This window comes from Variovorax monticola (genome assembly GCF_051216855.1).
Lineage (GTDB): Bacteria > Pseudomonadota > Gammaproteobacteria > Burkholderiales > Burkholderiaceae_C > Variovorax.
Window position 1 is genome coordinate 246367 of the sequence record NZ_JBPJZP010000003.1, and the last position, 20385, is coordinate 266751.

Annotated in this window: 23 protein-coding genes; 9 read left to right on the forward strand and 14 right to left on the reverse strand. The window is 68.6% G+C overall.

The window, feature by feature from the left end:
- On the forward strand, window positions 1-213 hold the full coding sequence (locus ACSFA5_RS12280; protein WP_435444312.1) for a hypothetical protein: 213 nt from the start codon (window positions 1-3) through the stop codon (window positions 211-213).
- A gap of 61 nt (window positions 214-274) precedes the next feature.
- Here ACSFA5_RS12280 and ACSFA5_RS12285 read toward each other — a convergent pair whose 3' ends face one another.
- The 3 genes from ACSFA5_RS12285 to ACSFA5_RS12295 all read right to left on the reverse strand — a co-directional run bounded on the left by ACSFA5_RS12285 (window position 275) and on the right by ACSFA5_RS12295 (window position 2510).
- Complete coding sequence (locus ACSFA5_RS12285) at window positions 275-1183, reverse strand: DUF808 domain-containing protein (protein WP_435444313.1); 909 nt, start codon at window positions 1181-1183, stop codon at window positions 275-277.
- A gap of 119 nt (window positions 1184-1302) precedes the next feature.
- Window positions 1303-1986, reverse strand: coding sequence for a PepSY-associated TM helix domain-containing protein (locus ACSFA5_RS12290; RefSeq protein ID WP_435444314.1), 684 nt, complete (start codon window positions 1984-1986; stop codon window positions 1303-1305).
- Between the two features lie 5 nt (window positions 1987-1991).
- A complete protein-coding gene (locus ACSFA5_RS12295) occupies window positions 1992-2510 on the reverse strand; it encodes a GNAT family N-acetyltransferase (protein ID WP_435444315.1) in 519 nt (172 codons plus the stop codon).
- 87 nt (window positions 2511-2597) lie between these two features.
- On the opposite strand from ACSFA5_RS12295, the gene ACSFA5_RS12300 reads away from it, so the two are divergent.
- From ACSFA5_RS12300 to ACSFA5_RS12310, 3 genes are read left to right on the forward strand one after another with little or no spacing between them, the layout of a single operon-like run.
- Complete coding sequence (locus ACSFA5_RS12300; RefSeq protein ID WP_435444316.1) at window positions 2598-2747, forward strand: hypothetical protein; 150 nt, start codon at window positions 2598-2600, stop codon at window positions 2745-2747.
- Window positions 2744-3043 (forward strand): VF530 family protein, encoded by a 300-nt coding sequence (locus tag ACSFA5_RS12305; protein ID WP_435444317.1) that lies wholly within the window; start codon window positions 2744-2746, stop codon window positions 3041-3043. Before ACSFA5_RS12300 ends, ACSFA5_RS12305 begins: the two co-directional genes overlap by 4 nt.
- Entirely contained in the window at window positions 3040-3327 is a 288-nt protein-coding gene (locus ACSFA5_RS12310; protein WP_435444318.1) for a 2Fe-2S iron-sulfur cluster-binding protein, read from the forward strand. The genes ACSFA5_RS12305 and ACSFA5_RS12310 overlap by 4 nt, the downstream gene beginning before the upstream one ends.
- Here ACSFA5_RS12310 and ACSFA5_RS12315 read toward each other — a convergent pair.
- Window positions 3324-4523 (reverse strand): MFS transporter, encoded by a 1200-nt coding sequence (locus ACSFA5_RS12315; RefSeq protein ID WP_435444319.1) that lies wholly within the window; start codon window positions 4521-4523, stop codon window positions 3324-3326. The two genes, ACSFA5_RS12310 and ACSFA5_RS12315, sit on opposite strands and share 4 nt — an antisense overlap.
- Window positions 4524-4741: 218 nt before the next feature.
- Between ACSFA5_RS12315 and ACSFA5_RS12320 the strand changes: the two genes are divergently transcribed.
- Window positions 4742-5413 carry an RluA family pseudouridine synthase gene (locus tag ACSFA5_RS12320; RefSeq protein ID WP_435444320.1) on the forward strand — a complete coding sequence of 224 codons (672 nt, stop codon included), beginning with the start codon at window positions 4742-4744 and terminating at the stop codon, window positions 5411-5413.
- Here ACSFA5_RS12320 and ACSFA5_RS12325 read toward each other — a convergent pair.
- From ACSFA5_RS12325 to egtB, 5 genes are all read right to left on the reverse strand, one after another.
- A complete protein-coding gene (locus ACSFA5_RS12325) occupies window positions 5410-5856 on the reverse strand; it encodes a universal stress protein (RefSeq protein WP_093128323.1) in 447 nt (148 codons plus the stop codon). The genes ACSFA5_RS12320 and ACSFA5_RS12325 overlap by 4 nt on opposite strands.
- A gap of 152 nt (window positions 5857-6008) precedes the next feature.
- Complete coding sequence (locus ACSFA5_RS12330) at window positions 6009-6764, reverse strand: 2OG-Fe dioxygenase family protein (protein WP_435444321.1); 756 nt, start codon at window positions 6762-6764, stop codon at window positions 6009-6011.
- Window positions 6761-7045, reverse strand: a complete 285-nt coding sequence (locus ACSFA5_RS12335; protein WP_435436443.1) for a DUF427 domain-containing protein — start codon at window positions 7043-7045, stop codon at window positions 6761-6763. The genes ACSFA5_RS12330 and ACSFA5_RS12335 overlap by 4 nt, the downstream gene beginning before the upstream one ends.
- Before the next feature lie 724 nt (window positions 7046-7769).
- Window positions 7770-8786, reverse strand: a complete 1017-nt coding sequence (gene egtD / locus ACSFA5_RS12340) for an L-histidine N(alpha)-methyltransferase (RefSeq protein ID WP_435444322.1) — start codon at window positions 8784-8786, stop codon at window positions 7770-7772.
- 2 nt (window positions 8787-8788) lie between these two features.
- Window positions 8789-10048: an ergothioneine biosynthesis protein EgtB gene (gene egtB, locus ACSFA5_RS12345; protein ID WP_435444323.1), complete on the reverse strand. Its 1260-nt coding sequence runs from the start codon at window positions 10046-10048 to the stop codon at window positions 8789-8791.
- Window positions 10049-10203: 155 nt separating this feature from the next.
- On the opposite strand from egtB, the gene ACSFA5_RS12350 reads away from it, so the two are divergent.
- Window positions 10204-11550: an NAD(P)/FAD-dependent oxidoreductase gene (locus tag ACSFA5_RS12350; RefSeq protein WP_435444324.1), complete on the forward strand. Its 1347-nt coding sequence runs from the start codon at window positions 10204-10206 to the stop codon at window positions 11548-11550.
- A gap of 22 nt (window positions 11551-11572) precedes the next feature.
- Here ACSFA5_RS12350 and ACSFA5_RS12355 read toward each other — a convergent pair whose 3' ends face one another.
- Window positions 11573-12106 carry a thermonuclease family protein gene (locus ACSFA5_RS12355; protein ID WP_435444325.1) on the reverse strand — a complete coding sequence of 178 codons (534 nt, stop codon included), beginning with the start codon at window positions 12104-12106 and terminating at the stop codon, window positions 11573-11575.
- A 131-nt stretch (window positions 12107-12237) separates the two neighbouring features.
- Here ACSFA5_RS12355 and ACSFA5_RS12360 point away from each other — a divergent pair, with 131 nt between their 5' ends.
- Window positions 12238-12717, forward strand: coding sequence for a tetratricopeptide repeat protein (locus ACSFA5_RS12360; protein ID WP_435444326.1), 480 nt, complete (start codon window positions 12238-12240; stop codon window positions 12715-12717).
- Window positions 12718-12740: 23 nt separating this feature from the next.
- Here ACSFA5_RS12360 and ACSFA5_RS12365 read toward each other — a convergent pair whose 3' ends face one another.
- Entirely contained in the window at window positions 12741-12989 is a 249-nt protein-coding gene (locus ACSFA5_RS12365; protein ID WP_435444327.1) for a GlsB/YeaQ/YmgE family stress response membrane protein, read from the reverse strand.
- Between the two features lie 269 nt (window positions 12990-13258).
- Between ACSFA5_RS12365 and ACSFA5_RS12370 the strand changes: the two genes are divergently transcribed.
- Both ACSFA5_RS12370 and ACSFA5_RS12375 read left to right on the forward strand, forming a co-directional pair.
- The gene (locus ACSFA5_RS12370; protein ID WP_435444328.1) at window positions 13259-13438 is read left to right on the forward strand and encodes a DUF3606 domain-containing protein; all 180 of its coding nucleotides are present in this window, start codon (window positions 13259-13261) and stop codon (window positions 13436-13438) included.
- A 304-nt stretch (window positions 13439-13742) separates the two neighbouring features.
- Window positions 13743-16880, forward strand: a complete 3138-nt coding sequence (locus ACSFA5_RS12375) for an autotransporter family protein (RefSeq protein WP_435444329.1) — start codon at window positions 13743-13745, stop codon at window positions 16878-16880.
- A gap of 39 nt (window positions 16881-16919) precedes the next feature.
- On the opposite strand, the gene ACSFA5_RS12380 is transcribed toward ACSFA5_RS12375, so the two are convergent.
- From ACSFA5_RS12380 to ACSFA5_RS12390, 3 genes are all read right to left on the reverse strand, one after another.
- A complete protein-coding gene (locus ACSFA5_RS12380) occupies window positions 16920-17480 on the reverse strand; it encodes a M23 family metallopeptidase (RefSeq protein WP_435444330.1) in 561 nt (186 codons plus the stop codon).
- A 2-nt stretch (window positions 17481-17482) separates the two neighbouring features.
- A complete protein-coding gene (locus tag ACSFA5_RS12385; RefSeq protein WP_435444331.1) occupies window positions 17483-18547 on the reverse strand; it encodes a L,D-transpeptidase family protein in 1065 nt (354 codons plus the stop codon).
- Window positions 18548-18669: 122 nt separating this feature from the next.
- Window positions 18670-20358, reverse strand: coding sequence for a long-chain fatty acid--CoA ligase (locus ACSFA5_RS12390; RefSeq protein WP_435444332.1), 1689 nt, complete (start codon window positions 20356-20358; stop codon window positions 18670-18672).
- Window positions 20359-20385 lie beyond the last annotated feature (27 nt).

Genomic DNA, 20385 nt, shown 5'->3' on the forward strand with positions numbered 1-20385 from the left:
ATGGCGCAACCCAAACGACAACTCCGCACGCTCGAACGCGGCATTCTCTGCCTGGCGATCGGCGCCGCAGTTCTGCTGGCGCCGCGCTTCCTGCAGGGCACGCGCTGGTTCGAGATGGTCGCCGGGGCCTACCTGGTCGGCTGGTTCGCATTGGTGCTCGGCGCGGTGCTGGTCGTGCGCGAACTGGTGAAGCGCGGCAAGACGGGCCAGTAAAAAGAAAAACCCGCCTCATGGCGGGTTTAGGCAAGAACGGCAGGGTGCCCGCATAGCAGGCTCAGGCCTTCTTCTTGCGCAGCTTGCCGACCAACTCCACCACGGCCAGCACGATGGCGCCGGCCACGAGGCCCACGCCGGCATTCACGCCCATCGAGCCGAGCGTGCCGAACACGCCGCCGGTGGCCTTGGCCCAGTCTTCGACCGCATGGCCCAGCGCCGGCACGCCGTGCACCAGGATGCCGCCGCCCACGAGGAACATCGCGGCCGTGCCGGCCACCGACAGCGCCTTCATGAGCCACGGCGCCGTCCACAGGATGCCGCGGCCCAGGGCCTGCGCCGCAGCGCTCGCGCGCTCGCTCAGGTAGAGGCCCGCATCGTCGAGCTTCACGATGCCGGCCACCAGGCCGTACACGCCGATGGTCATGATCAGCGCAATGCCGACCAGCACGCTCAGCTGCGTAAGAAAGGGCTGGCCCTGCACCGTGCCCAGCGTGATGGCGATGATTTCCGCCGAAAGAATGAAGTCGGTGCGCACCGCGCCCTTGATCTTGTCCTTTTCGATGGCCACCAGGTCGACCGCCGTGTCGGCCACGGCCTTCTCGTGGCGCTCGGTGTCGGCACCGTGTTCCTTCTTGTGCAGGAACTTGTGGGCCAGTTTCTCGAAACCTTCGAAGCAGAGGAAGGCGCCGCCCACCATCAGCAGCGGCGTGACCAGCCAGGGCAGCCAGGTGCCGATGGCCAGCGCCGCGGGCACCAGGATGGCCTTGTTGACGAGCGAGCCCTTGCACACGGCCCACACGACCGGAAGCTCGCGCTCGGCGCGCACGCCGGACACCTGTTGCGCATTGAGCGCCAGGTCGTCGCCCAGCACGCCTGCCGTCTTCTTGGCGGCCACCTTGGTGAGGATCGACACGTCGTCGAGAACGGTCGCGATGTCGTCGAGCAGCAGGAGCAGGCTGGTGGCCATGGGCAATGTGGGGGGGGCTGAAAAGAAGCGGCGAGCTTAGCCGCAGCCGCCGCGCACCCCTGGAATACCCGTACGCGGCCGCCCTGAACGGGCGCCGGGAAACGTGCCTTGTGCCCGGATCAGAGCGCGCTCAGCGCAATTGCGAGCACGGCGGCCAGCGAGGCGCCGAACAACGCCAGCCCCACGCGGCGGCGGCGGTGCGTGAGCATCCACAGCGCCACGCCCGAGAGCGACAGGAAGATCAGGCTGCCGGCCAGCGTGTCGACCAGCAGGATCCAGGGCAGCGGCATGCCGCCGCCCTTGTGCATGCTGGTGAGCGTGGCGACAAAGCCGTTGTGCGTGGTGGCCACGCCGACCGAGCGGTTGCCCTGCCAGTACTCGGCCTGCACCGTTTCGTCGGGCCCGCCGAAATTGAAGACCCAGTGCGCCGGCTGCATGAGCGCGGGGGCGCTCTTGTCGCCCTTTTCCGCCCAGGCCACCGGTCTGGACGGCTCGATGCGCGACGAGTTGGGCGGCCCGCTCATGCGCAGCGCGTCCTGCAGCCACTGGCTCATGGCCTCGGGCGTTTCGGGCACGGGGTCGGGCAGCGCCAACTGGGCGCGCGTGCGCTCTTGCGCCTGCGGCAGCTTCAGCACGTTGCGGTGGTTGAGCCAGATGCCGCTGAACCCGAACAGCAGCCCCAGCACCGCGCCCCACAGGCCGAACCAGCCGTGGGTGCGGCGGATCCACTGCACGAGGGTCGTGCGACGCTGCCGGGCGCGCACCCGCGCGGCGTGGTCCAGGGTGCTGCCGTCGGCGCTCATGCCGGTCAGGCGACGCTGCGCTTGAGGCGGATTTCCTCGACGCGCACCGAGCCCATGGCGGTCGTCTTGGCGGTCTTCATCTCGCGCTTGAAGCCGGCGAGTTCATGGAAGCGCAGGGCGCGGTCGTTGCGAATGGGCACCCACACGGTGACCATGGTGCAGCCCTCTTCTTCGAGGCCTTCGCGCGCCGCGTCCCACAGGGCCACGCCCACGCCCTTGCCCCAATGCTCGGGCTTCACGTAGATGGCCCAGATTTCGCCGGTGGTGGGCGGTGTCTTGGGATCGCGCGAGCGGTCGTAGCCCACGAAACCGACAATTTCGCTGCCCAGCACGGCCACGCGCACCTGCGGTTCGCTGTACTCGATGGCTTCGCGCCACTTGGCCTCGCGCGAGGCCGGGGCCAGCACGGGCAGTTCTTCTTCGGGGAGGATGCCTTGGTAGGCCGCCTTGGCGGCCAGGGCATGGACTTCGGCGACGGACTTGGCGTCGCGCAGGGTAGCGGGTCGAACTTCGTAATCTGACATGAATGCGGGGAATCGGATGGAACCTCGTATTGTCGCCGCACCGCTAAACTGCTTGTTGCATCCGTCGTAACAACAGGAGAAATCGACATGGCCAAAGGTCAACAACGCGCCACCAAGGAAGCGAAGAAACCGAAGAAGGACACCTCGCCGCCCAAGCCCGTGGGCACTGGCGGCATCGAGCCCGTTCGCACGCTCACCACCGCGGTGATTCCGCGCGGCAAGCTCAAGAACAAGTGACCGACGAAGCGCCAGCACCGGCCCCCGCAGCCAAGAAAGCCCAGCCGCGCAACCCGCTGCACGGGCTCACGCTGGAGGCCATCGTCACAGCGCTGGCCGATCACTACGGATGGGAGCACCTGGGCGAGCTCGTTCCCATCCGTTGTTTCGCGATCGACCCGAGCGTGGGCTCCAGCCTCAAGTTCCTGCGCAAGACGCCGTGGGCGCGCGAGAAGGTCGAGAGCCTCTATCTCTTCATGCTGCGCGAGCAACGCCGCGAACAGCAGCAACAGCAAGACCCCCCGCCCCCGCCATGAAGGTTCGACTGGCGCCGTCGGGCCTCGCGTTCGACGCCGAGGCCGGCACCACGCTGCTGAAAGCCGCCGAAGCGGCCGGCATCGAGCTGCCGAGCTCGTGCCGCAACGGCACTTGCCGCACCTGCATCTGTCGGCGGCTGTCGGGCGAAACCCGCCACACCATCGAATGGCCCGGCCTGAGCGCCGATGAAAAAGAAGAAGGCTGGATCTTGCCCTGCGTGGCGCAGGCCCTGAGCGACCTGGCGCTCGACGCGCCGCTCGCGCGATCGCTGTTCGCCGACTAAGGTCGAACGACAGGCGCCGCAGCCGCCACCACCAGCCGGTCGCGCTGCGCCAGCGAGGGGAACAGCTTGAACCAGGTGATGGCGACCAGCATCGTCCCCACGCCGCCCACCACCACCGAGCCGACCGGACCCAGCAGCGCCGCCGTGGCGCCCGACTCGAACTCGCCCAGCTGGTTGCTCGCGCCGATGAAGATCGAATTGACCGCGCTCACACGCCCGCGCATGCCGTCGGGCGTTTCCAGCTGCACCAGCGTCTGGCGGATCACGACGTTGACCATGTCCGCGCCGCCCGACACGGCCAGCGCGATCAGCGACACGACGAAGCTCTTCGAGATGCCGAACACCACCATGCACGCCCCGAAAAGCGCGATGGCGATCAGCAGCGTGCGTCCCACGTGGCGCTCCACCGGCCGGCGCGTGAGCGCGATCGACATCACCAGCGCGCCCACGGCCGGCGCGCCGCGCAGCAGCCCGAGCCCCCAGGGGCCGGTGTGCAGGATGTCCTTGGCATAGATCGGCAGCAGCGCCACCGCGCCGCCCAGCAGCACCGCGAACAGGTCGAGCGAGACCGCGCCGAGCACGGGCTTGCGCTTCCAGATGAAATCGACGCCCGCGAACACCGTGGCCAGCGTGACCGGCTCGCGCGCGGCCGGCGTGTAGGCATAGCGCAGGCGCAGCACCAGCGCGCAGGCCACCACGAAGCACACCACGCTGGCCCCGTAGACCACTGCCATGCCCGCCACGAACAGCAGGCCACCCAGGGCAGGCCCGCCGATGATCGCGCCCTGCATGCCGGCCGAGCTGAAGGCCATCGCACGCGCCAGCATCGTCGGCGGCACCAGCAGCGGCGTGAGCGCCTGCTGCGCGGGCATCTGGAAGGCGCGCACCGCGCCCAGCACCAGCGACAGGCCCAGCAGCAGGCCGCGCGTGTCGTGCTTTTCCATCACCGCCAGCAGCAGCACCAGCGCCACCAGGCCCTGCACCGCGAAGCAGGCGGCCACGATGCGCCCGCGGTGGTGGCGGTCGACGATGTGGCCGGCCAGCAAGGCCAGCAGCAGCGCGGGCACGAACTGGTAGAGGCCGACCAGGCCCAGGTCCCAGGCGCTGCCGGTGAGGTCGTACATGTGCCAGCCGATGGCCACCAGCAGCATCTGCGAGGCGGCGGTGCCGAACAGGCGCGCCGTCCACATCTGCATGAACGGACGTTCGCGCGTCAGGTCGGAAAAGCTGGGGGGAGAGACTGTGCCGGGCGCCGAAGCGGCAGTGGCACCTGGGGAGGAAGTGGAGGCGGAAGCGGGGCCGGACATTCGTTCGAGGATAGCCGAGGCTTCATGAGCGGATCGTGAGGGCACCGCAACGGCCCTTCGAGCCCGCTGCCAGGGCCTTGGCCGGCTCTCTACACTCGACGGCTCCCATGACCGCGCCGCCGCCCCTCTACCCTGCTCTGCCCCCGGTTCACGAAGACCCGTACCTGCTGGTGTTCGACAAGCCCGCCGGCCTGCTCTGCGTGCCCGGCCGCGGCGAGGACAAGCAGGATTGCCTGAGCGCGCGCGCCATGCAGCGGTGGCCCGACGCACTGATCGTGCATCGGCTCGACATGGGTACCAGCGGCCTGGTGGTGATGGCGCGCGGCCTCGCAATGCAGCGCGCACTGAGCGCGGCCTTTGCCGAGCGGCGGGTGCACAAGCGCTATGAAGCCGTCGTCGACGGCGCGATGCCGGTGCGCGAAGACTGGTCGCTGATCGACGCGCCGCTGGTGGCCGACTGGCCGCGCCGCCCGCTGCAGAAGGTGGACCCCGCAGGCAAGCCGAGCGTCACGCGGTGGAAGGCGGTTTCTTCTTCGTCAGAGGGGGACGCCACGGCAACGCATGTGCTGCTGGAGCCCATGACCGGGCGCACGCACCAGCTGCGCGTGCACCTGCTGTCGATCGGTCACCCGATCCTGGGCGATGCGCTGTACGGCGATGCTGCGGTGCAGGCACGCGCGCCGCGCCTGCTGCTGCATGCGAGCGAACTGGGCTTCGTGCACCCGGTGACGCAGCAGGACCTTCGCTTCAGCCGTCCGGCCGATTTCGCGCCCGCTTAGTTGAAGCCGCCCTTGACCACCAGCACGGGCATGTTCGCGTCCTGCAGCACGCGCTGCGTGACGCTGCCCAGCAGCAGTTTCTCGATGCCGCTGCGGCCGTGCGAGCCCATCACGATCAGGTCGGCCGCGATGGCGATGGCCGTGTCGACGATGCCTTCATGCACCACGTGGCCGTCGATCACACGCTGGTCGCTGTGCAGGCCTTCGGCTGCAAGGGCAGCCACGCCGCGTGCAAGCGCCGCATTGGCACTCGCGGTGGCTGCGGCCAGGTATTCGTTCTGGCCGAGCGCGTAGTCCGCGCCCACGCCGATGAAGGGGTAGTTGTCGATCACGTGAATCAGCGTGATGCGGCTTCCGAACGCCAATGCGAGGCCGCTGGCCTTGCTGACGGCGAGCATGGAAGTTTCGGAGCCGTCGATCGGAACCAGGATGTGATTGAACATGGCGGACCTCGCTTTCGTTCGCAGACAGACTCGGCCCCTTGAGAAGGCACAAGGCGCCGGGGCTCGAATTTAACCTTTGTTGCCTGACCGGGCTGTAGGACTCCCGCCAGCACCGGCGAAACGCTTGCGCGCATTCGCCTTCGAGCGGGTTTTCAGCTTCCCTGGAAACCCTGGGCCCGGCAGGTGACGACGAGCGTGTCGCGCCAGCCTTCGCCGCCGTCTTCCAGCGGCTGAATCGGTGTGGATTCGTGGATCACGCGCGCGTCGTCGAGCAGCAGCAGGCTCCACGGCTCGGTCATGGTGAAGCGCTCGCCGCGACGGCCGTTGGCCTCGAACACGCGCGTCTCGCCGCCCTTGATGCCCTGGCGGCCGACCAGCGCAACCGCCACCAGGTCCACGCCGTCGCGGTGCGCGCCTTCGGGCGTCGGGCGGCCGATGCCGCCGGCGGTGTCGATGCGGAACTGGTGCGCTTCCACGAACCAGCGCTGCGGTGCGCCGCGCATGTCGCTGCTGGCCTTGCCGAGCTGCTGCAGCAGCCGCCGCCACACCGGCTGCGCCACCGTGCCTTCGAGCATCGGCGCGAACCAGCGCTGCATGCCGCCGTGCAGCGCGTTGTATTCGACCGGCTGCCAGTGCGCGCGATGCGGCACCTGCGCCAGCGTGGCGTGGTCGTCGGCCTCGACGGTGAAGCAGGCATGGCGCCGCGTGCGGTAGTGGCCGCCGTCCTTCAGGTATTCGTCGGGCGGCAGGTCGTTCCAGTCGGCATGCAATGACTCGAGTTGCGCGAGCGGCACGCCCAGCCATTCGCCGACGCCCTGCGGGCTCAGCACCGCATAGCCTTGCTCGCGCATTGCGGCGGGCAGCTCGGTGGGGGCGATGAACGGGGGTGTGAAAGCCGCCGTGGTCACTGCGCGCTGACCTTCACGTCCTTCCAGAACGCCACGCGGTCGCGGACTTCTTCGGCTTCGGGCTTGGGGTCGGCGTAGTACCAGGCGGCGTCGGTGTTGAGTTCGCCGTTGACCAGCAGCGAGTAGTAGCTCGCCGTGCCCTTCCAGGGGCAGGTGGTCTTGTGGTTGCTGAAGGTCACGTGATCGCGATGGAGCGAACTCATCGGGAAGTAGTGGTTGCCTTCGACGAGCACGGTGTCGTCGCTTTCGGCGATGGTGACGCCGTTCCAGGTTGCTTTCATGATCTTGGTCTCCAGAGGGAGGGTTGCGGGCGGTGGCCGTTGCGCTGCCGCACGGGGCAGGGGTATTGTGCCGCTGCTGCGGCAAGCAGCTTTTGCCGGGGTTGTATCCAGGGTGGCCGTGCTGGTTTATTTCCCGGGGCCGGGTCTCGCCCCGGCGGGCGATCTACTTTCTTTTGCTTCGCCAAAAGAAAGTAGCCAAAGAAAAGGCGACCCTGCTGGCTGAGTCCCTGCGCTTCGCTCCGGGCAACCTGCGGTGCTCACGTTTCGCGGGGTCTCGCCCAAACTCGCTGCGCTCAAACAAGGGCGAGCCCTGATCCGCGAAACGCTCCGCTCCTCGGCGCATCCAGAAGGGATTTGGATACCGACACGCCTTCGCTGCGCTCGGCTTCGGAAGTGCCAACAGCCAACCCTAAAGACCCAATACCAACCGCAGTAGGCGCGAAGCGCCTGCTGCGGCTTGGTGGCCGAGCAACGCGATGGCCCGATTGGTCTCCACCCCCTCTGGCTGCGCCGAGGAGCGGAGCGTTTCGCGGATCAGGGCTTGCAGCTGTTTGAGCGAAGCGAGTTCTGCGAGACCCCGCGAAACGCGAGCACCGCAGGTTGCCCCGTAGCGCAGCGAAGGGGTCGCAGACAGTGGGGTCGCCTTTCTTTTGCCTACTTTTCTTTGGCGAAGCAAAGAAAAGCAGGTCGCCCGCCGGGGCGAGTCCCGGCCCCGAAACCCAATCTAGGCAGCCAGCCAATGAACGCTGAAGAGCCTCTCAGGATCAGTCCACACAGCCCCAGGCTTGAAGCCTGCGCGAACGGCCAAAGCACGCAACCCTTCCACAGTGAACTTGTGCGAGTACTCCGTATGAATGGTCTCCCCCTCCTCGAACCCGAAGCTCTCACCATTCAACGAAACGCTCTGAGCGCGCCGGCTCACCAGGTGCATCTCGATCCGCCGCCGAGGCGCGTTGTAGAACGCCGCATGCGCGAACCCGTCGACATCGAAGTCCGCATCGAGCTCCGCGTTCGCACGGTGCAGCAGGTTGAGGTTGAACTCCCCCGTCACCCCTTGCGCATCGTTGTACGCCGCATGCAGGCGCGCCGGGTCTTTCACCAGGTCGACCCCTATCAGCAGCCCGCCACCGCGCAGCATCCGCGCGGCGAGCTGCAGAAAAGCCAGCGCCTCGTCGGGCTCGAAATTACCGATCGTCGAGCCGGGAAAAAACCCGACCCGACGCCCGGCACCTGCCATGGGCGCAGGCAGCACCAAAGGCATCGTGTAGTCCGCCGCAATGGGCTGCACGACGAGCGCCGGATAGTCGGCCTTCAGCCGCTCGGCCGCCGCTTCCAGGTGCTCGCCCGAGATGTCGATGGGCAGATAGCGCTTCGGTGACTCGAGCGCATCAAGGAGCAGGCGCACCTTGGTCAACGACCCCGCCCCGAATTCCACGATCTCGGCATTCGGCCCGATCTGCTGCGCGATCTCGCCCGCGCATTCGCCCAGGATGCGCAGCTCCGTGCGCGTCGGGTAGTACTCGGGCAAATCGCAGATGCGGTCGAACAGTTGCGACCCCGCCACGTCGTAGAAGAACTTCGGCGAGATGCTGCGCGGCGAGCGCAACAGGCCCTCGTGCATCTCGCGCCCGAACTCGGACAGCGGCGCGCCAGCAGCGGCACCCGAAGCGCGCGGCTTTTTCTGCGAGGGTCCGCTGGCAGGCACGAACGACACCGACGACGAAGAAGTTGGATTTCGCATGATCAAAGGTCTTTCGCGAGCCGCAGCCCCGAGAACTGCCAGCGCGCGGCCGGCGGAAAGAAGTTGCGGTAGCTCGCGCGCGTGTGCCCGGCCGGCGTGGCCACGCTGCCGCCCCGCAACACCAGTTGCCCCACCATGAACTTGCCGTTGTATTCGGCCGCGATGCCGGGCATGGGACGAAAGCCGGGGTACGGGTCGTACGACGACCGCGTCCACTGCCAGACATGGCCCGCCATCTGCGTGATGCCGGGCGCGTCGCAGGCGGCCTCCCACTCGAACTCGGTCGGCAGTCGCGCGCCGGCCCATTCGGCATACGCGGCGGCTTCGTAGAAGCTGAGTTGCGACACCGGCGCATCCGCCTCCATCGGCCGCACACCGTGCAGGCCGAACACATGCCAGCTGGCGGCGCCCTGCGACTGCGCCCCCAGGCCCAGCCGCGGATCGTCGCTCGCAAGCCAGTACGCCGGATGCCGCCAGCCGTTCGCCTGCACCGCGGCCCAGCCGTCGGACAGCCACAGCTCGGCCCGCTGGTAGCCGCCGTCGGCAATGAACTGGGCGTAGTCGCCGCAGTTCACCAGCCGGTCGGCCATGGCATGCGGCTGCACCAGTGCCTTGTGGCGCGGCGTCTCGTTGTCGAAACAGAATTCCTGCTGCCCGCCGGCAAAGCCCACCTCGACCACGCCGCCCGGCTGCGCGATCCAGCGCATGGCGGGCGGCACCGCGGCCAACCGCAGCGCCGGGCCGCTCGCGGGCTTGTACGCCGGCAGCAGCGGATTGCACGACAGGGCATGCAGGATGTCGGTGAGCAGCAGTTCCTGGTGCTGCTGCTCGTGGTTCAGCCCGAGCGTGACGATGGGCTCGATGGCGGCCCAATCGAGCCCTCCCGCTTCCAGCAACGCCACCACCGCCTCGTCCACATGGCGGCGGTAGGCATGCACCTCGTCCGCCGAGGGGCGCGTGAGCAGGCCGCGCTGCGGGCGCGGATGGCGCGGCCCCAACGCCTCGTAGTACGAGTTGAAGAGGTAATGAAATCGCACGTCGAACGGCTCGTAGCCCGTTGCGTGCGGCTGCAGCAGCACCGTCTCGAAGAACCACGTCGTGTGCGCCAGGTGCCACTTGGTCGGGCTCGCGTCGGGCATGGACTGGATGCACTGGTCTTCGGCGGAAAGCGGCTCTGCAAGTGCCAGGCTCGTGGCGCGCACCTCGCGGAACTTGTCGCGCAGTGCGCTCGCCGCCGGTGTGATCGGCCGGGAAAGCGTCATGGGGTCTCCAGTCGGGTCAACGACAAGTTTTAGCCCATCCCGGTGACGGCGCTGCGTAGGACAACGCCCCGCAGGTCCGCAGCCGGGAAGTCGGCGGGCAGCCACTGTGGCACAAGATGCCCGAGCGCGCAGGACGGCTGCGTATCATCCGCAGGATGCAAACGACCACCCCCTCGGGCAGGCCCCACGTCGTCATCGTCGGCTGCGGATTCGGCGGACTCGAAGCCGCGCGCAAGCTGCAAAGCGCCGACGTCGATGTGACAGTCATCGACAAGACCAACCACCATCTGTTCCAGCCCCTGCTCTACCAGGTGGCGACCGCCGGGCTGGCCGCCCCCTCCATCGCGGCGCCGGTGCGCTCGCTGTTTCGCAAGCAACCCCGCATCACGACGCTGCTGGGCGAAGTGAGCGGCATCGACCCCGCCACGCGCACGGTGCACATGGCCCATGGCGACCACGTGACCTACGACCACCTGATCGTCGCGGCCGGCGCCACGCACAGCTACTTCGGGCACGACGAATGGGCGAGCGTGGCACCCGGGCTGAAGACGCTGGCCGATGCCTTCGAGATCCGCCGCCGCGTGCTGCTGTCGTTCGAGGCCGCCGAGATCAGCACCGATCCCGCGCGCCGCCGCGCCCTGCTCACCTTCGTGGTGATCGGCGCCGGCCCCACGGGCGTGGAAATGGCCGGCACGCTGGCCGAGATCGCCAAGCACACGCTGTCGGGCGAGTTCCGCCACATCGACCCGAGCAGCTCGCAGGTGCTGCTGGTGGAAGGCGGCCCGCGCGTGCTGCAGGCCATGCCCGAATCGCTGAGTCTGAAGGCGCTGGAGCAACTGGAAAAACTGGGCGTCGAGGTGCGGCTGAACGCGCGCGTGACCGCCATCGATGCGACCGGGCTCGAAGTGCAGACCGGTGGTGGCGCAGACGCTACGCCGGTCAGCAGCTACCGAATCGATAGCAGCTGCGTGGTGTGGGCGGCTGGCGTGGCAGCCTCGCCGCTGGGCCGCCTGCTTGGCACGGCCACCGGCGTCGAATGCGACCGCGCCGGCCGCATCAAGGTCGAGCCCGACCTGAGCCTGGCCGGCCACTCCGAGATCAGCGTGGTCGGCGACCTGGCCGCCGCCATGAGCCATGCGCCCGGCAAGCCGCCCGAGCCGGTGCCGGGTGTGTCGCCCGGCGCCAAGCAGATGGGGCGCGCGGCGGCCGCGAACATCCTGCGGCGCATCGCAGGCCAGCCGACGGTGCCGTTCCGCTATGCGGACTACGGCAACCTGGCCACCATCGGGCGCAACTCGGCCGTGGTCGACCTGGGCACGCCCTTCGGCCCGCTGCGCTTCAGCGGCCGGCTCGCGTGGCTGTTCTGGCTGTTCGCGCACGCGTACTTCCTGATCGGGTTCCGCAACCGCATCGTCGTGATGATGGACTGGGCCGGCGCCTACTGGAGCTTCAGGCGCAACGCGCGCGTGGTGGCCGACGTGCAGGGCAAGAGCGAGTCCTGAAGCCGAGGCCGCGCCGCCCGGGTCAGAAGAAGCCGCCCCAGTGCGGCTGCTCGTTGCGCTGGTGCTTGCGCCAGTCCCAGGGCGGCATGGGCTTCGCGTCGGCCCACAGGCCCAGGTGCCGCGCCCGTGCGCTGTCCTGCAGCTTGAACAGGCCGCCGCCCCGCTTCGTGGCGATGCGGTCGTAGTCGTACACCCAGGCCCAGCCGTCGGACACCATGCGGGCGCCGGCGTCCTCGCCGTTGCAGTCCACGTCGGCCACCGTGCGGCCGTAGCGGTCGGTGTCGATCTCGTTGATGCGCGCCTTCACCTGGAAGCAGATGTCGCTCAGCGCCTGCTTGCTGCGCTGGCCGTAGGGCTGCGAGCGTTCGGGCGCGTCGATGGCGGCAATGCGCACCTTCACGCGCTCGTAGGCGCCCGCGCGTCCGCAGCGGGCGGTCAGCGTGTCGCCGTCGCTGATGCCGACGACGAGGCAGGTGCGCGGAGCGGCCTGGGAAGAGAGAGGAAAAGCCAGGAGGCTGAAAAGACAGAAGGCAGAGGAGAGCGCGCGAAAGTGCATGAAAGAGCAGGAGATAGGCAGAATGGCCGCCGGATCGAGGCTAAGTCATTCGCGCGCCGCCACGCCGCGGTACACATACTTTTTCCTTTCTCCCCTTTCTTCCCGCCGGCGCTTCGAAGGAGACCCGCACCATGCAAGAACCGACCAACGACGACTGGTTTCTCGCGGCCAACGACGCATGGGATGCAGGTGCGCACAAGAAGGCGCTCTCTCTGTTCCTGAAGGCGGCTGCGGCGGGCGAAACCCATGCGCTCAATAGCGTGGGCTACTTTCTGGACCACGGCATCGGCGTGAAGAAGAACGCCGCGGCTGCGCGCGAGTGGTACCGCAAGGCCGCCAGGGCCGGGGACATCGCGGGCTGCGCCAACCTGGCGATTTGCTACCGCGACGAGGGCAACTTTCGCTGGGCGCGCTTCTGGTTCGAGAAGGCCTACCAGCAAGGCGACGACGATGCGGCGCTGGAGCTGGGTCGGCTTTTTCTGTGGGAAGGCCCCAACCAGAACCACCGCAAGGTCGTCGACTACCTGAGCAAGGCCGCCGCTTCGCCGGGCATCAGCGCGGACGGAAAGAAGGAAGCGGGCTCGCTGCTGAAGTCGCTGGCGCGCAAGTAAGCGCCGCTCGGCGTTGCGCGTGCTCAGGCGCGCTTGGTCACCATCCCGTAGATCACCAGCACCACGACGGCCCCCACCACCGACGCGATGAACCCGGCGCCGGTGCCTGCCGCATACCAGCCCATCGCCTGTCCCAGATAGGTGGCGATCAGCGAGCCTGCAATGCCCAGCAGGGTCGTCCAGATGAAGCCGAGTGTTTGCCGGCCCGGCAACACCGCGCGTGCCACCAGACCCGCCAAGAAGCCAATGATGATCGTCCAGATCAGCGACATGAAAATTCCTTGAAAAAAAGCAGCGGGAGCTCCGCTGCCAAGACCGTCGAACATTCCGGGCACATCGCCCGGATGCAGCCTATGGTGCTTGCTGCACCGCCGCGGCGCTGTAGGAAGTGGCCGCTTGGCCGCATCGCGCGTGCACCGACGTCCGGTGCACCGCGCAGCCGAACGGCAAGACGCGCGGGTGCTGGCGTTCCACGGCCCAGGCCTACAGCACTGAACCGAAAAATCGGCCACCGTGGATCGCTTTATGGAGGATCAATCTGATGCCCGACAACACCAAAAAGACAGCGCTCGACAGCAAACTCATTTCTCTTGCAGAGGACTACGAAGTGCGCGACTGGACACGGAGCCTTGCATGCACCCCCGCGGCGTTGCGTGAAGCAGTCAAGTCCGTTGGCAACTCGGCGGACAAAGTGCGCGAATACCTGGCGGCCAAAAAGTAGCCGTCTGGGTTGCCTCGCGCCGGGCCGCGCCCGTAATACTTTGAACCTACAGTCGAAACATCCGTTACGCCCTGAAGCAGTTCAGGGGTACGGCCGGTAAAGCGCATCGCCCTCGGCACCGGGCTCGCGCCACACACCCGCACACGGCATGCGGGGGGTACCGCCTATCGGGCATACCGCGGTTTTCTACCCGTTCTTACATTTTCAACTTGTATTTCGGAAATCACGTGACGTGGAGGCGCAGCCCACTGCAGCCGCACGTGGGCGCCTGCCCCATCAGGTATCGAAGCAACAGGTTGAGGCCATGAACAAGATCTATGGAACTCTGTGGAATCCCACGCATGGCGCCAGCGTGGCCATCGACGAAGCCGCACGCGGCCATAGCGATCACGCACGGTCTTCCCGCAGTGTCCGCAAGGGCCGCAACCTGGGTGCGATCGCCACGGCGGCGGCACTGCTGTGCGCCGGGCCGGCCATGGCGGCAGGCGGCGCAGGCGGCCAACCGGTGGGCGCTGCGCTGCTGCATGCGGGGGCCGGCGGCAGCGACGGCGCCGGCGGCAACGGCGCGCTCAACGATGCGAGCGTGAACGCGAGCGGCGGCAACGGCGGCTCGTCGACCCCCGCCGGCGTCACGGCCGGCAGCAATGCGAACACGGGCACCTTCGCCGGGGCCACGGCGGGCACGGGCGGCGCGGCGGGCACCACCAGCAACATCGTCGGCCCGGGCGCGTTCCAGGGGGCGAGCGGCAGCGCCGGCCAGTCGCAGACCGGCGATGCGCTCAACGGCAATGGCTACGGGGGCGGCGGCGGTGGCGGCTTCCAGGGCGCGTCGATCCCCAACAACCTCAGCGGGTCCACCGACAGCCACACCGGCGGTGCCGGCGGGGCGGGTGGCCAGGGCTATTGGGCCGCGGGCGGCGGCGGTGCAGGCGGCTACGGCGCCATCCTCGATGCCCCGCTCCTCAGCTACACCTCGGCAGGGCCGGCCATCGGCGGCGCGGGAGGCGTCGGCGGCAACGCCTTCTCGCAGGCCGGTGGCGGCGGCAGCGGCGGCGGCGGCTTTTACGTGAACGCCGCCACGCAGGGGCTGGCGTTCACCAACCTGTGCACCATTGCCGGAGGCGTGGGCGGTGCCGGCGGCACCAACCTGCTGCCGAGCCAGCTCAATGCGTCGGGCGGCGGCGGCGGGGCCGGCGGCATTGGCCTCACGCTGGTCGGCAGCACCATTGCCGCGCACAACGCCGGGGTGATCTCGGGCGGCGCCGGCGGGGCGGGCGGAAACGGCGGCGGTGGCGCCACCGGCACAGGCGCACCGGGCGCGGGCGGCGACGGCGGCGTGGGCCTGTCGTCCACGGGCACCTCGGCCACCATCGCCAACACCGGCAGCATCACAGGCGGTGCCGGCGGCGCGGGCGGGCTCGCCAACAACGGCGGCACCAACGGCGCGAACGGCGCGGGTGGTGCCGGCGTGCGGGGCTCGAACCTCACGGTCACGAACACCGGCACCATTTCGGGCGGGCTGGGCGGCGACGGCGTCACCCGCGCGTCGGCCGTTCAATTCACCGCCGGCGGCAACAGCCTCACGCTGAGCCCGGGCGGCGTGCTTGTCGGCGCGATTGCCATCGACCCCGGCGCCACCGCCAGCGTGATCGCCGGGGCCAACGGCCTGAGCGTACCCAACGCGCTGATCCTCGGGGGCACCGGCACCATCGACACCAACGGCAACAGCCTGAGCTGGACGGGGCCCATCTCCGGCGCCAGCGATCTGGTGAAGGCCGGCGCGGGCGTGCTGACGGTGAGCGGCGCCAACACCAACAGCGGCGCCACCCGCGTCGCGGCCGGCACCTTGCGCGCCGGCGTGGCCAACACTTTCAGCAGCGCGAGCGCGTTCAACGTGGCCTCGGGCGCCACGCTGGACCTGGCCGGCCACAGCCAGACCGTGGCGTCGGTGACCAACGCCGGCACCGTGTCGCTGCTTGGCACGGTGCCCGGCACCACGCTCACCGTGACCGGCCCGTGGGTCGGCAACGGCGGCACGCTGCGCCTGGGCACCGTGCTGGGCAACAGCAGCAGCGTGAGCGACCGGCTGGTGCTCAGCGGGGGCACCGCCATTGCCAGCGGCACCACCAACGTGCAGATCGTCAACCTGGGCGGCCTGGGGGCGCTCACCGCCGGCAACGGCATCGAGGTGATCAGCGCCATCAACGGCGCCACCACCACGGCGCAGACCACCCGCAACGCCTTCACCCTGTCGGGCGGCCACGTCGATGCCGGTGCCTACGAGTACCGGCTGTATGCGGCCGACGCCAGCGGCGCGGGCCAGAACTGGTACCTGCGCTCGACCACCACCGTCACGCCGCCGGGCACCACCACGGCAACAGACCCGGTCACGACCACCGGCACCGGCACCCCGCTTGCCGCGACTGCGGGCGCGACCGGTACAGGCACGGCCGCGGCCGGCATCGTCGTGCCCACCTACCGCGCCGAAGTACCGCTCTACGCCGCGCTGCCCGAGCAGTTCCGCCAGGCCGGCCTGGCGATGCTGGGCAACCTGCACCAGCGCGTGGGCGACGACGGACCGAGCGGCGCCAACACCGCGTCTGCCGAACAAGGCTACCGCCAGGCCTGGGGCCGCGTCATCAGCACCGACCGCACCATCGGCCAGACCGGCACCGTCAGCCCCACCAGCGAAGGTCGCCTTACCGGCTTCCAGGCGGGAACCGACCTGTGGGCCGACCCGAACTGGCGCGTGGGCGTGTACGTCGGCCAGCTCGACGGCGACATGCGCGTGAGCGGTTTCGCCAGCGGCGTGCAGAACCTGGCCGTGGGCTCCAACGACCTGCGCAGCCAGTTCTTCGGTGCGTATGCCACCTGGAAGAACGACGGCGGCCTGTACGTCGACAGCGTGCTGCAGGCCGGGCGCCACCGCTACACCGTGTCGCCGACGGCCAGCTTCGGCAGCTCGGGCAAGGGCGACAGCCTGCTGGCCTCCGTCGAGGTGGGCCAGGCCTTCGCCATTGCGCCGAACTGGACCATCGAGCCGCAGCTGCAGCTGGTGCACCAGCGCGTGCGCCTGGACGACAACGGCATCTCCGGCGCCGTGGTGCAGCAGAACAGCCACGACGGCTGGCTTGTGCGCGCGGGCGTGCGGGTCAAGGGCGAGATCGCGACAAGCGCAGGCCTGCTCCAGCCCTACGTGCGCTTCAACGTGTACCGCAGCGGCAGCGGCACGGACATCACGCGCTTCGTGGGCCCTGCGGGCTCTACCGACATCGCCACGCGCACCGGCGGCACCAGCACCGAGCTGGCGGCCGGCGGCACGCTGCAACTCACCGAGAGCACGAGCCTGTATGCGGAGCTGGGCAAGCTGTGGGCCTCGGGCGGCGACACGCGAACCAAAGGCGGCGTGCAGGCGAGCCTGGGTGTGAAGGTGCGCTGGTAAGGCAACACCCGCAACGCCCCGGAGAAGCCGAAAGCCGAACTAGGGCAACTGCCGCAACGCCGTGTACGGATTGATCGCCGTGCCTTTCCACCAGCGCTTGTCCGCGTCGAGCACGAAGACGGCGAAGTGCAGGTGCGGCACATCGGGCGGTGCATTGCCCGTCGTGCCGACATAGCCGATGACGTCGCCCCTTCGCAGCGGCATTCCTTCGCGCAGGTTCTCCGCGTACCGGTCGAGGTGGGCGTAGTAGTAAGACAGCCGGCCGCTCGCATCGAACTGATAGACCGTGAGCCCGCCCGGCACGCTGGTGAACAGCTTGACCAGTTTTCCGTCGTCCACGGCGCGAATCGGCGTGCCGCGCGGCGCAAGAATGTCGAGTGCCTCGTGCGAGCCGCCGGTGCGCCCGTCGGTGAAGGTGTCGTGCAGCGCACGACCCGGCACGCCTTCGATGGGCATCGCAATGCCGCGCGCCGCCAGCAGCGCGGCGCCGTCCTCGGGCGCAACGCCCTGAGCCGATGCGACACCCAGGCCGGCAAGCCAAAAGCAGGCACCCCACGTGCACGCCGCGAGCAGGCGCATTCCGAAGATCACCCCGCGCATGGCTAGGCCCGAACCTCGACCGCGAACCCGGCCTTCGCCAGCTGCGAAAGCCGCGCCGCGTTCCAGTTGGTCAGGTGGATGCAGCCGTTCGTCTCTTCGTGACCGACGCGCTCAGGCGACGGCGTGCCGTGAATGCCCCAGTGCGGCTTGGAAAGCCCCATCCAGATGTTGCCCACCGGGTTGTTGGGCCCCGCCGCGATGTCGACCTTCTGTGCATCGGCCGGCACGCCCTTTTTCAGGATCGCCGGGTTGTAGGTGAACGTGGGGTTCTTCACCTCGTTGGTGATCTTCATCTTCCCCACTTCCAGCGGATCGAGCGGCCCGCCGATGCTGATCGGGAATCCCGCGAGCGGTGCGCCCTTGCCGTCCAGCACGAAGAGCATGTGGTCCCCCTTCATGATGCGGATGGACCTGGCCGCGGCCACCACGCGCGCGTCGGCATCGGTTGCCGCGCCGACCACGACGATCGCATCGCCGGCCTTGAAGCCCGAGCCCTTGTTCAGGTCCGCCAGAAGACGCGGTGCCATGTGGAAGCGCTCCGAAAGCGCTTCCTTCAGGTTCTGGTAGTCGAGCGACTTCAGCTTCGCGCGCTCGGCCATCGCGGCCGGCGTCGGGGTGAAGGGGCCGGCCGCGTCCTTGTCGGTGATGGTGTACGACTCGAACAAGGGCGCTGCCTCTTTCGTCAGCACTGCCCACGTTGCGGCGTCGACCTTGCCGGTGGTGGAGAGGCCGTTGGCCTCCTGGTAGGCCGACACCACGCGCCGCATGTTGGCGCCGAACCCCCCGTCGATCTCGCCGGGCGAAAACCACACGCGGTCCAGCAGGATCTGCGCGCGCACCACCGCGCTGCCCTTGGAACCTTGCGCGAGCACCGGTGTGCTGTTCTGTGCATTCAGCTTGTCCAGGCCATCGGACGCTTCGGGCTCCTGCTGCTTCTTCTTCGCCGACGGCCCCGCCGCCCATACCGGCCACGGCGCCGTTGCCGCGCACACAGCCAGGGATGTCGTCAGGAATGTGCGGCGGGTCGGGACGATCGTATTCGTATGGCTCTGCGGGCTTGTAGGCATGGCGACTCCTGTGAAAACGCGAACCGTACAGCCCCGCGAGCGAGCGCGCTGTAGTCTCAGACGGTCAACGCACGCACGAAATCACACCACAAGACAAGGCGACCGCATCGCGCCGCCGCCGCTCAGGCCTCGGCCTCCTGCAGCAGCCGCCACATCACCTTGCCGCTGCCGCTCTTGGGCAGCGCATCGACGAACTGCACCTTGCGCGGGATCTTGTAGACCGCCATGTTCTCGCGGCACCAGTCGACGATCTGCTGCTCCGTCGTGTCCTTGTGCGTGGCGCGCAGCACCACCACGGCCTTGACCGATTCGCCGCGGTAGTCGTCCTTGGTCGAGATGACGCAGGCCTCCTGGATGGCCGGGTGGCGGAACATCAACAGCTCGACCTCGGCCGGCCACACCTTGAAGCCGCTCGCGTTGATCATGCGTTTGAGCCGGTCGGTGATGAAGAAGTACCCGTCCTCGTCCACGCGGCCCATGTCGCCCGAGCGGAAGAAGCGCTTGCCCTCGAACTCGACGAAGGCGGCCTTGGTGGCGTCGGGGCGCTTCCAGTAGCCCTGGAACACCTCGGGGCCGTGGATGATGATCTCGCCCGATTCGCCGACGGGCATCTCCTGCAGCGTGTCGGGGTCGACCACGCGCGCGTCGGTGCTCATGAACGGAATGCCCAGGCACTGCTGCTTGGGGTTGTCCGACGGGTTGGTGTGCGACGGGGCGGCGGTCTCGGTGAGGCCGTAGCCCTCCTGGTACCTCAGGCCGTACTGCTCGAACAGGCGCTGCGCCACGGCCTGCGGCATCGCGGCGCCGCCGCCGCCGATGTAGTTCATGCTCGACAGGTCGTAGCTCGCGAAGTTGGGGCTGGCCATCAGGTCGATGACCATGGTCGGGATGTTGGTCCAGGCCGTGACCTTCCAGCGCGAGATCATCCGGCCGGCCACGTCGCGGTCCCAGCGCGGCATGACGACCAGCGTGGCCGCCGCCAGCACGGCCGTGTGCATCATGCTCACCACGCCGGTGATGTGGAACATGGGCACCACGGCCAGCACCACCGCTTCGGACGTCGAGCCGCCCCACATCTGGCCGGCCACCGCGTTGTGCATCAGGCTCGAGTGGTGGTGCACGCAGCCCTTGGGCAGGCCGGTGGTTCCGCTGGTGTACGGCAGCAGCGCCATGTCGTTGGCACCCACCACGTGCGCGGGCGGCGTGTGGTCGGCGGCCAGTGCGTCGGTCCAGGCCAGCGTCTTGCCGTTGGCCAGCTCGGGCAGGGGGTGGCGGGTGGTGAGCCAGTCTTTCCAGGCCGGTGCAGGGGCGTCGTCGCCGGACACGTCGGCGTCGAAGGCGTCGGTGAACTGGGTCACGATCATGTGCGCGAGCTGCTGCCCGGGCGGCAGGGCGTTGCTGGCCTTGGCCAGTTCGCCGGCCAGGTCGCCGGTGATGATGGCCACCTTGGCGTCGGGGTCGGTGATGTAGTGCTTGAGCTCCTCGGCCCGGTTCATCGGGTTGACCGGCACCACCACGGCATTGGCGCGCAGGATCGCGAAATGCGCGATCACCAGCTGCGGGCAGTTCTGCATGTCCAGGATCACGCGGTCGCCGCGCTGCACGCCCAGCGCATGCAGCGCACCGGCCAAGCGCTCGGCCTGGGCCGCGAAATCGCGGTAGCTGAGCACGCGGCCGAAGAACACCAGCGCGGGCTTGTCGGGGTAGCGTGCGGCCGAGGTGGCCAGGTTGTGCCAGAGCGAGGTGGCGGGGACGGTGATCGAGTGCGGGAGGCGTTTGGGCCAGAACTTGTGATGCGGGCGTTGTTGCATGGTGAGAACAGGCGGGAAAGAAGAGCG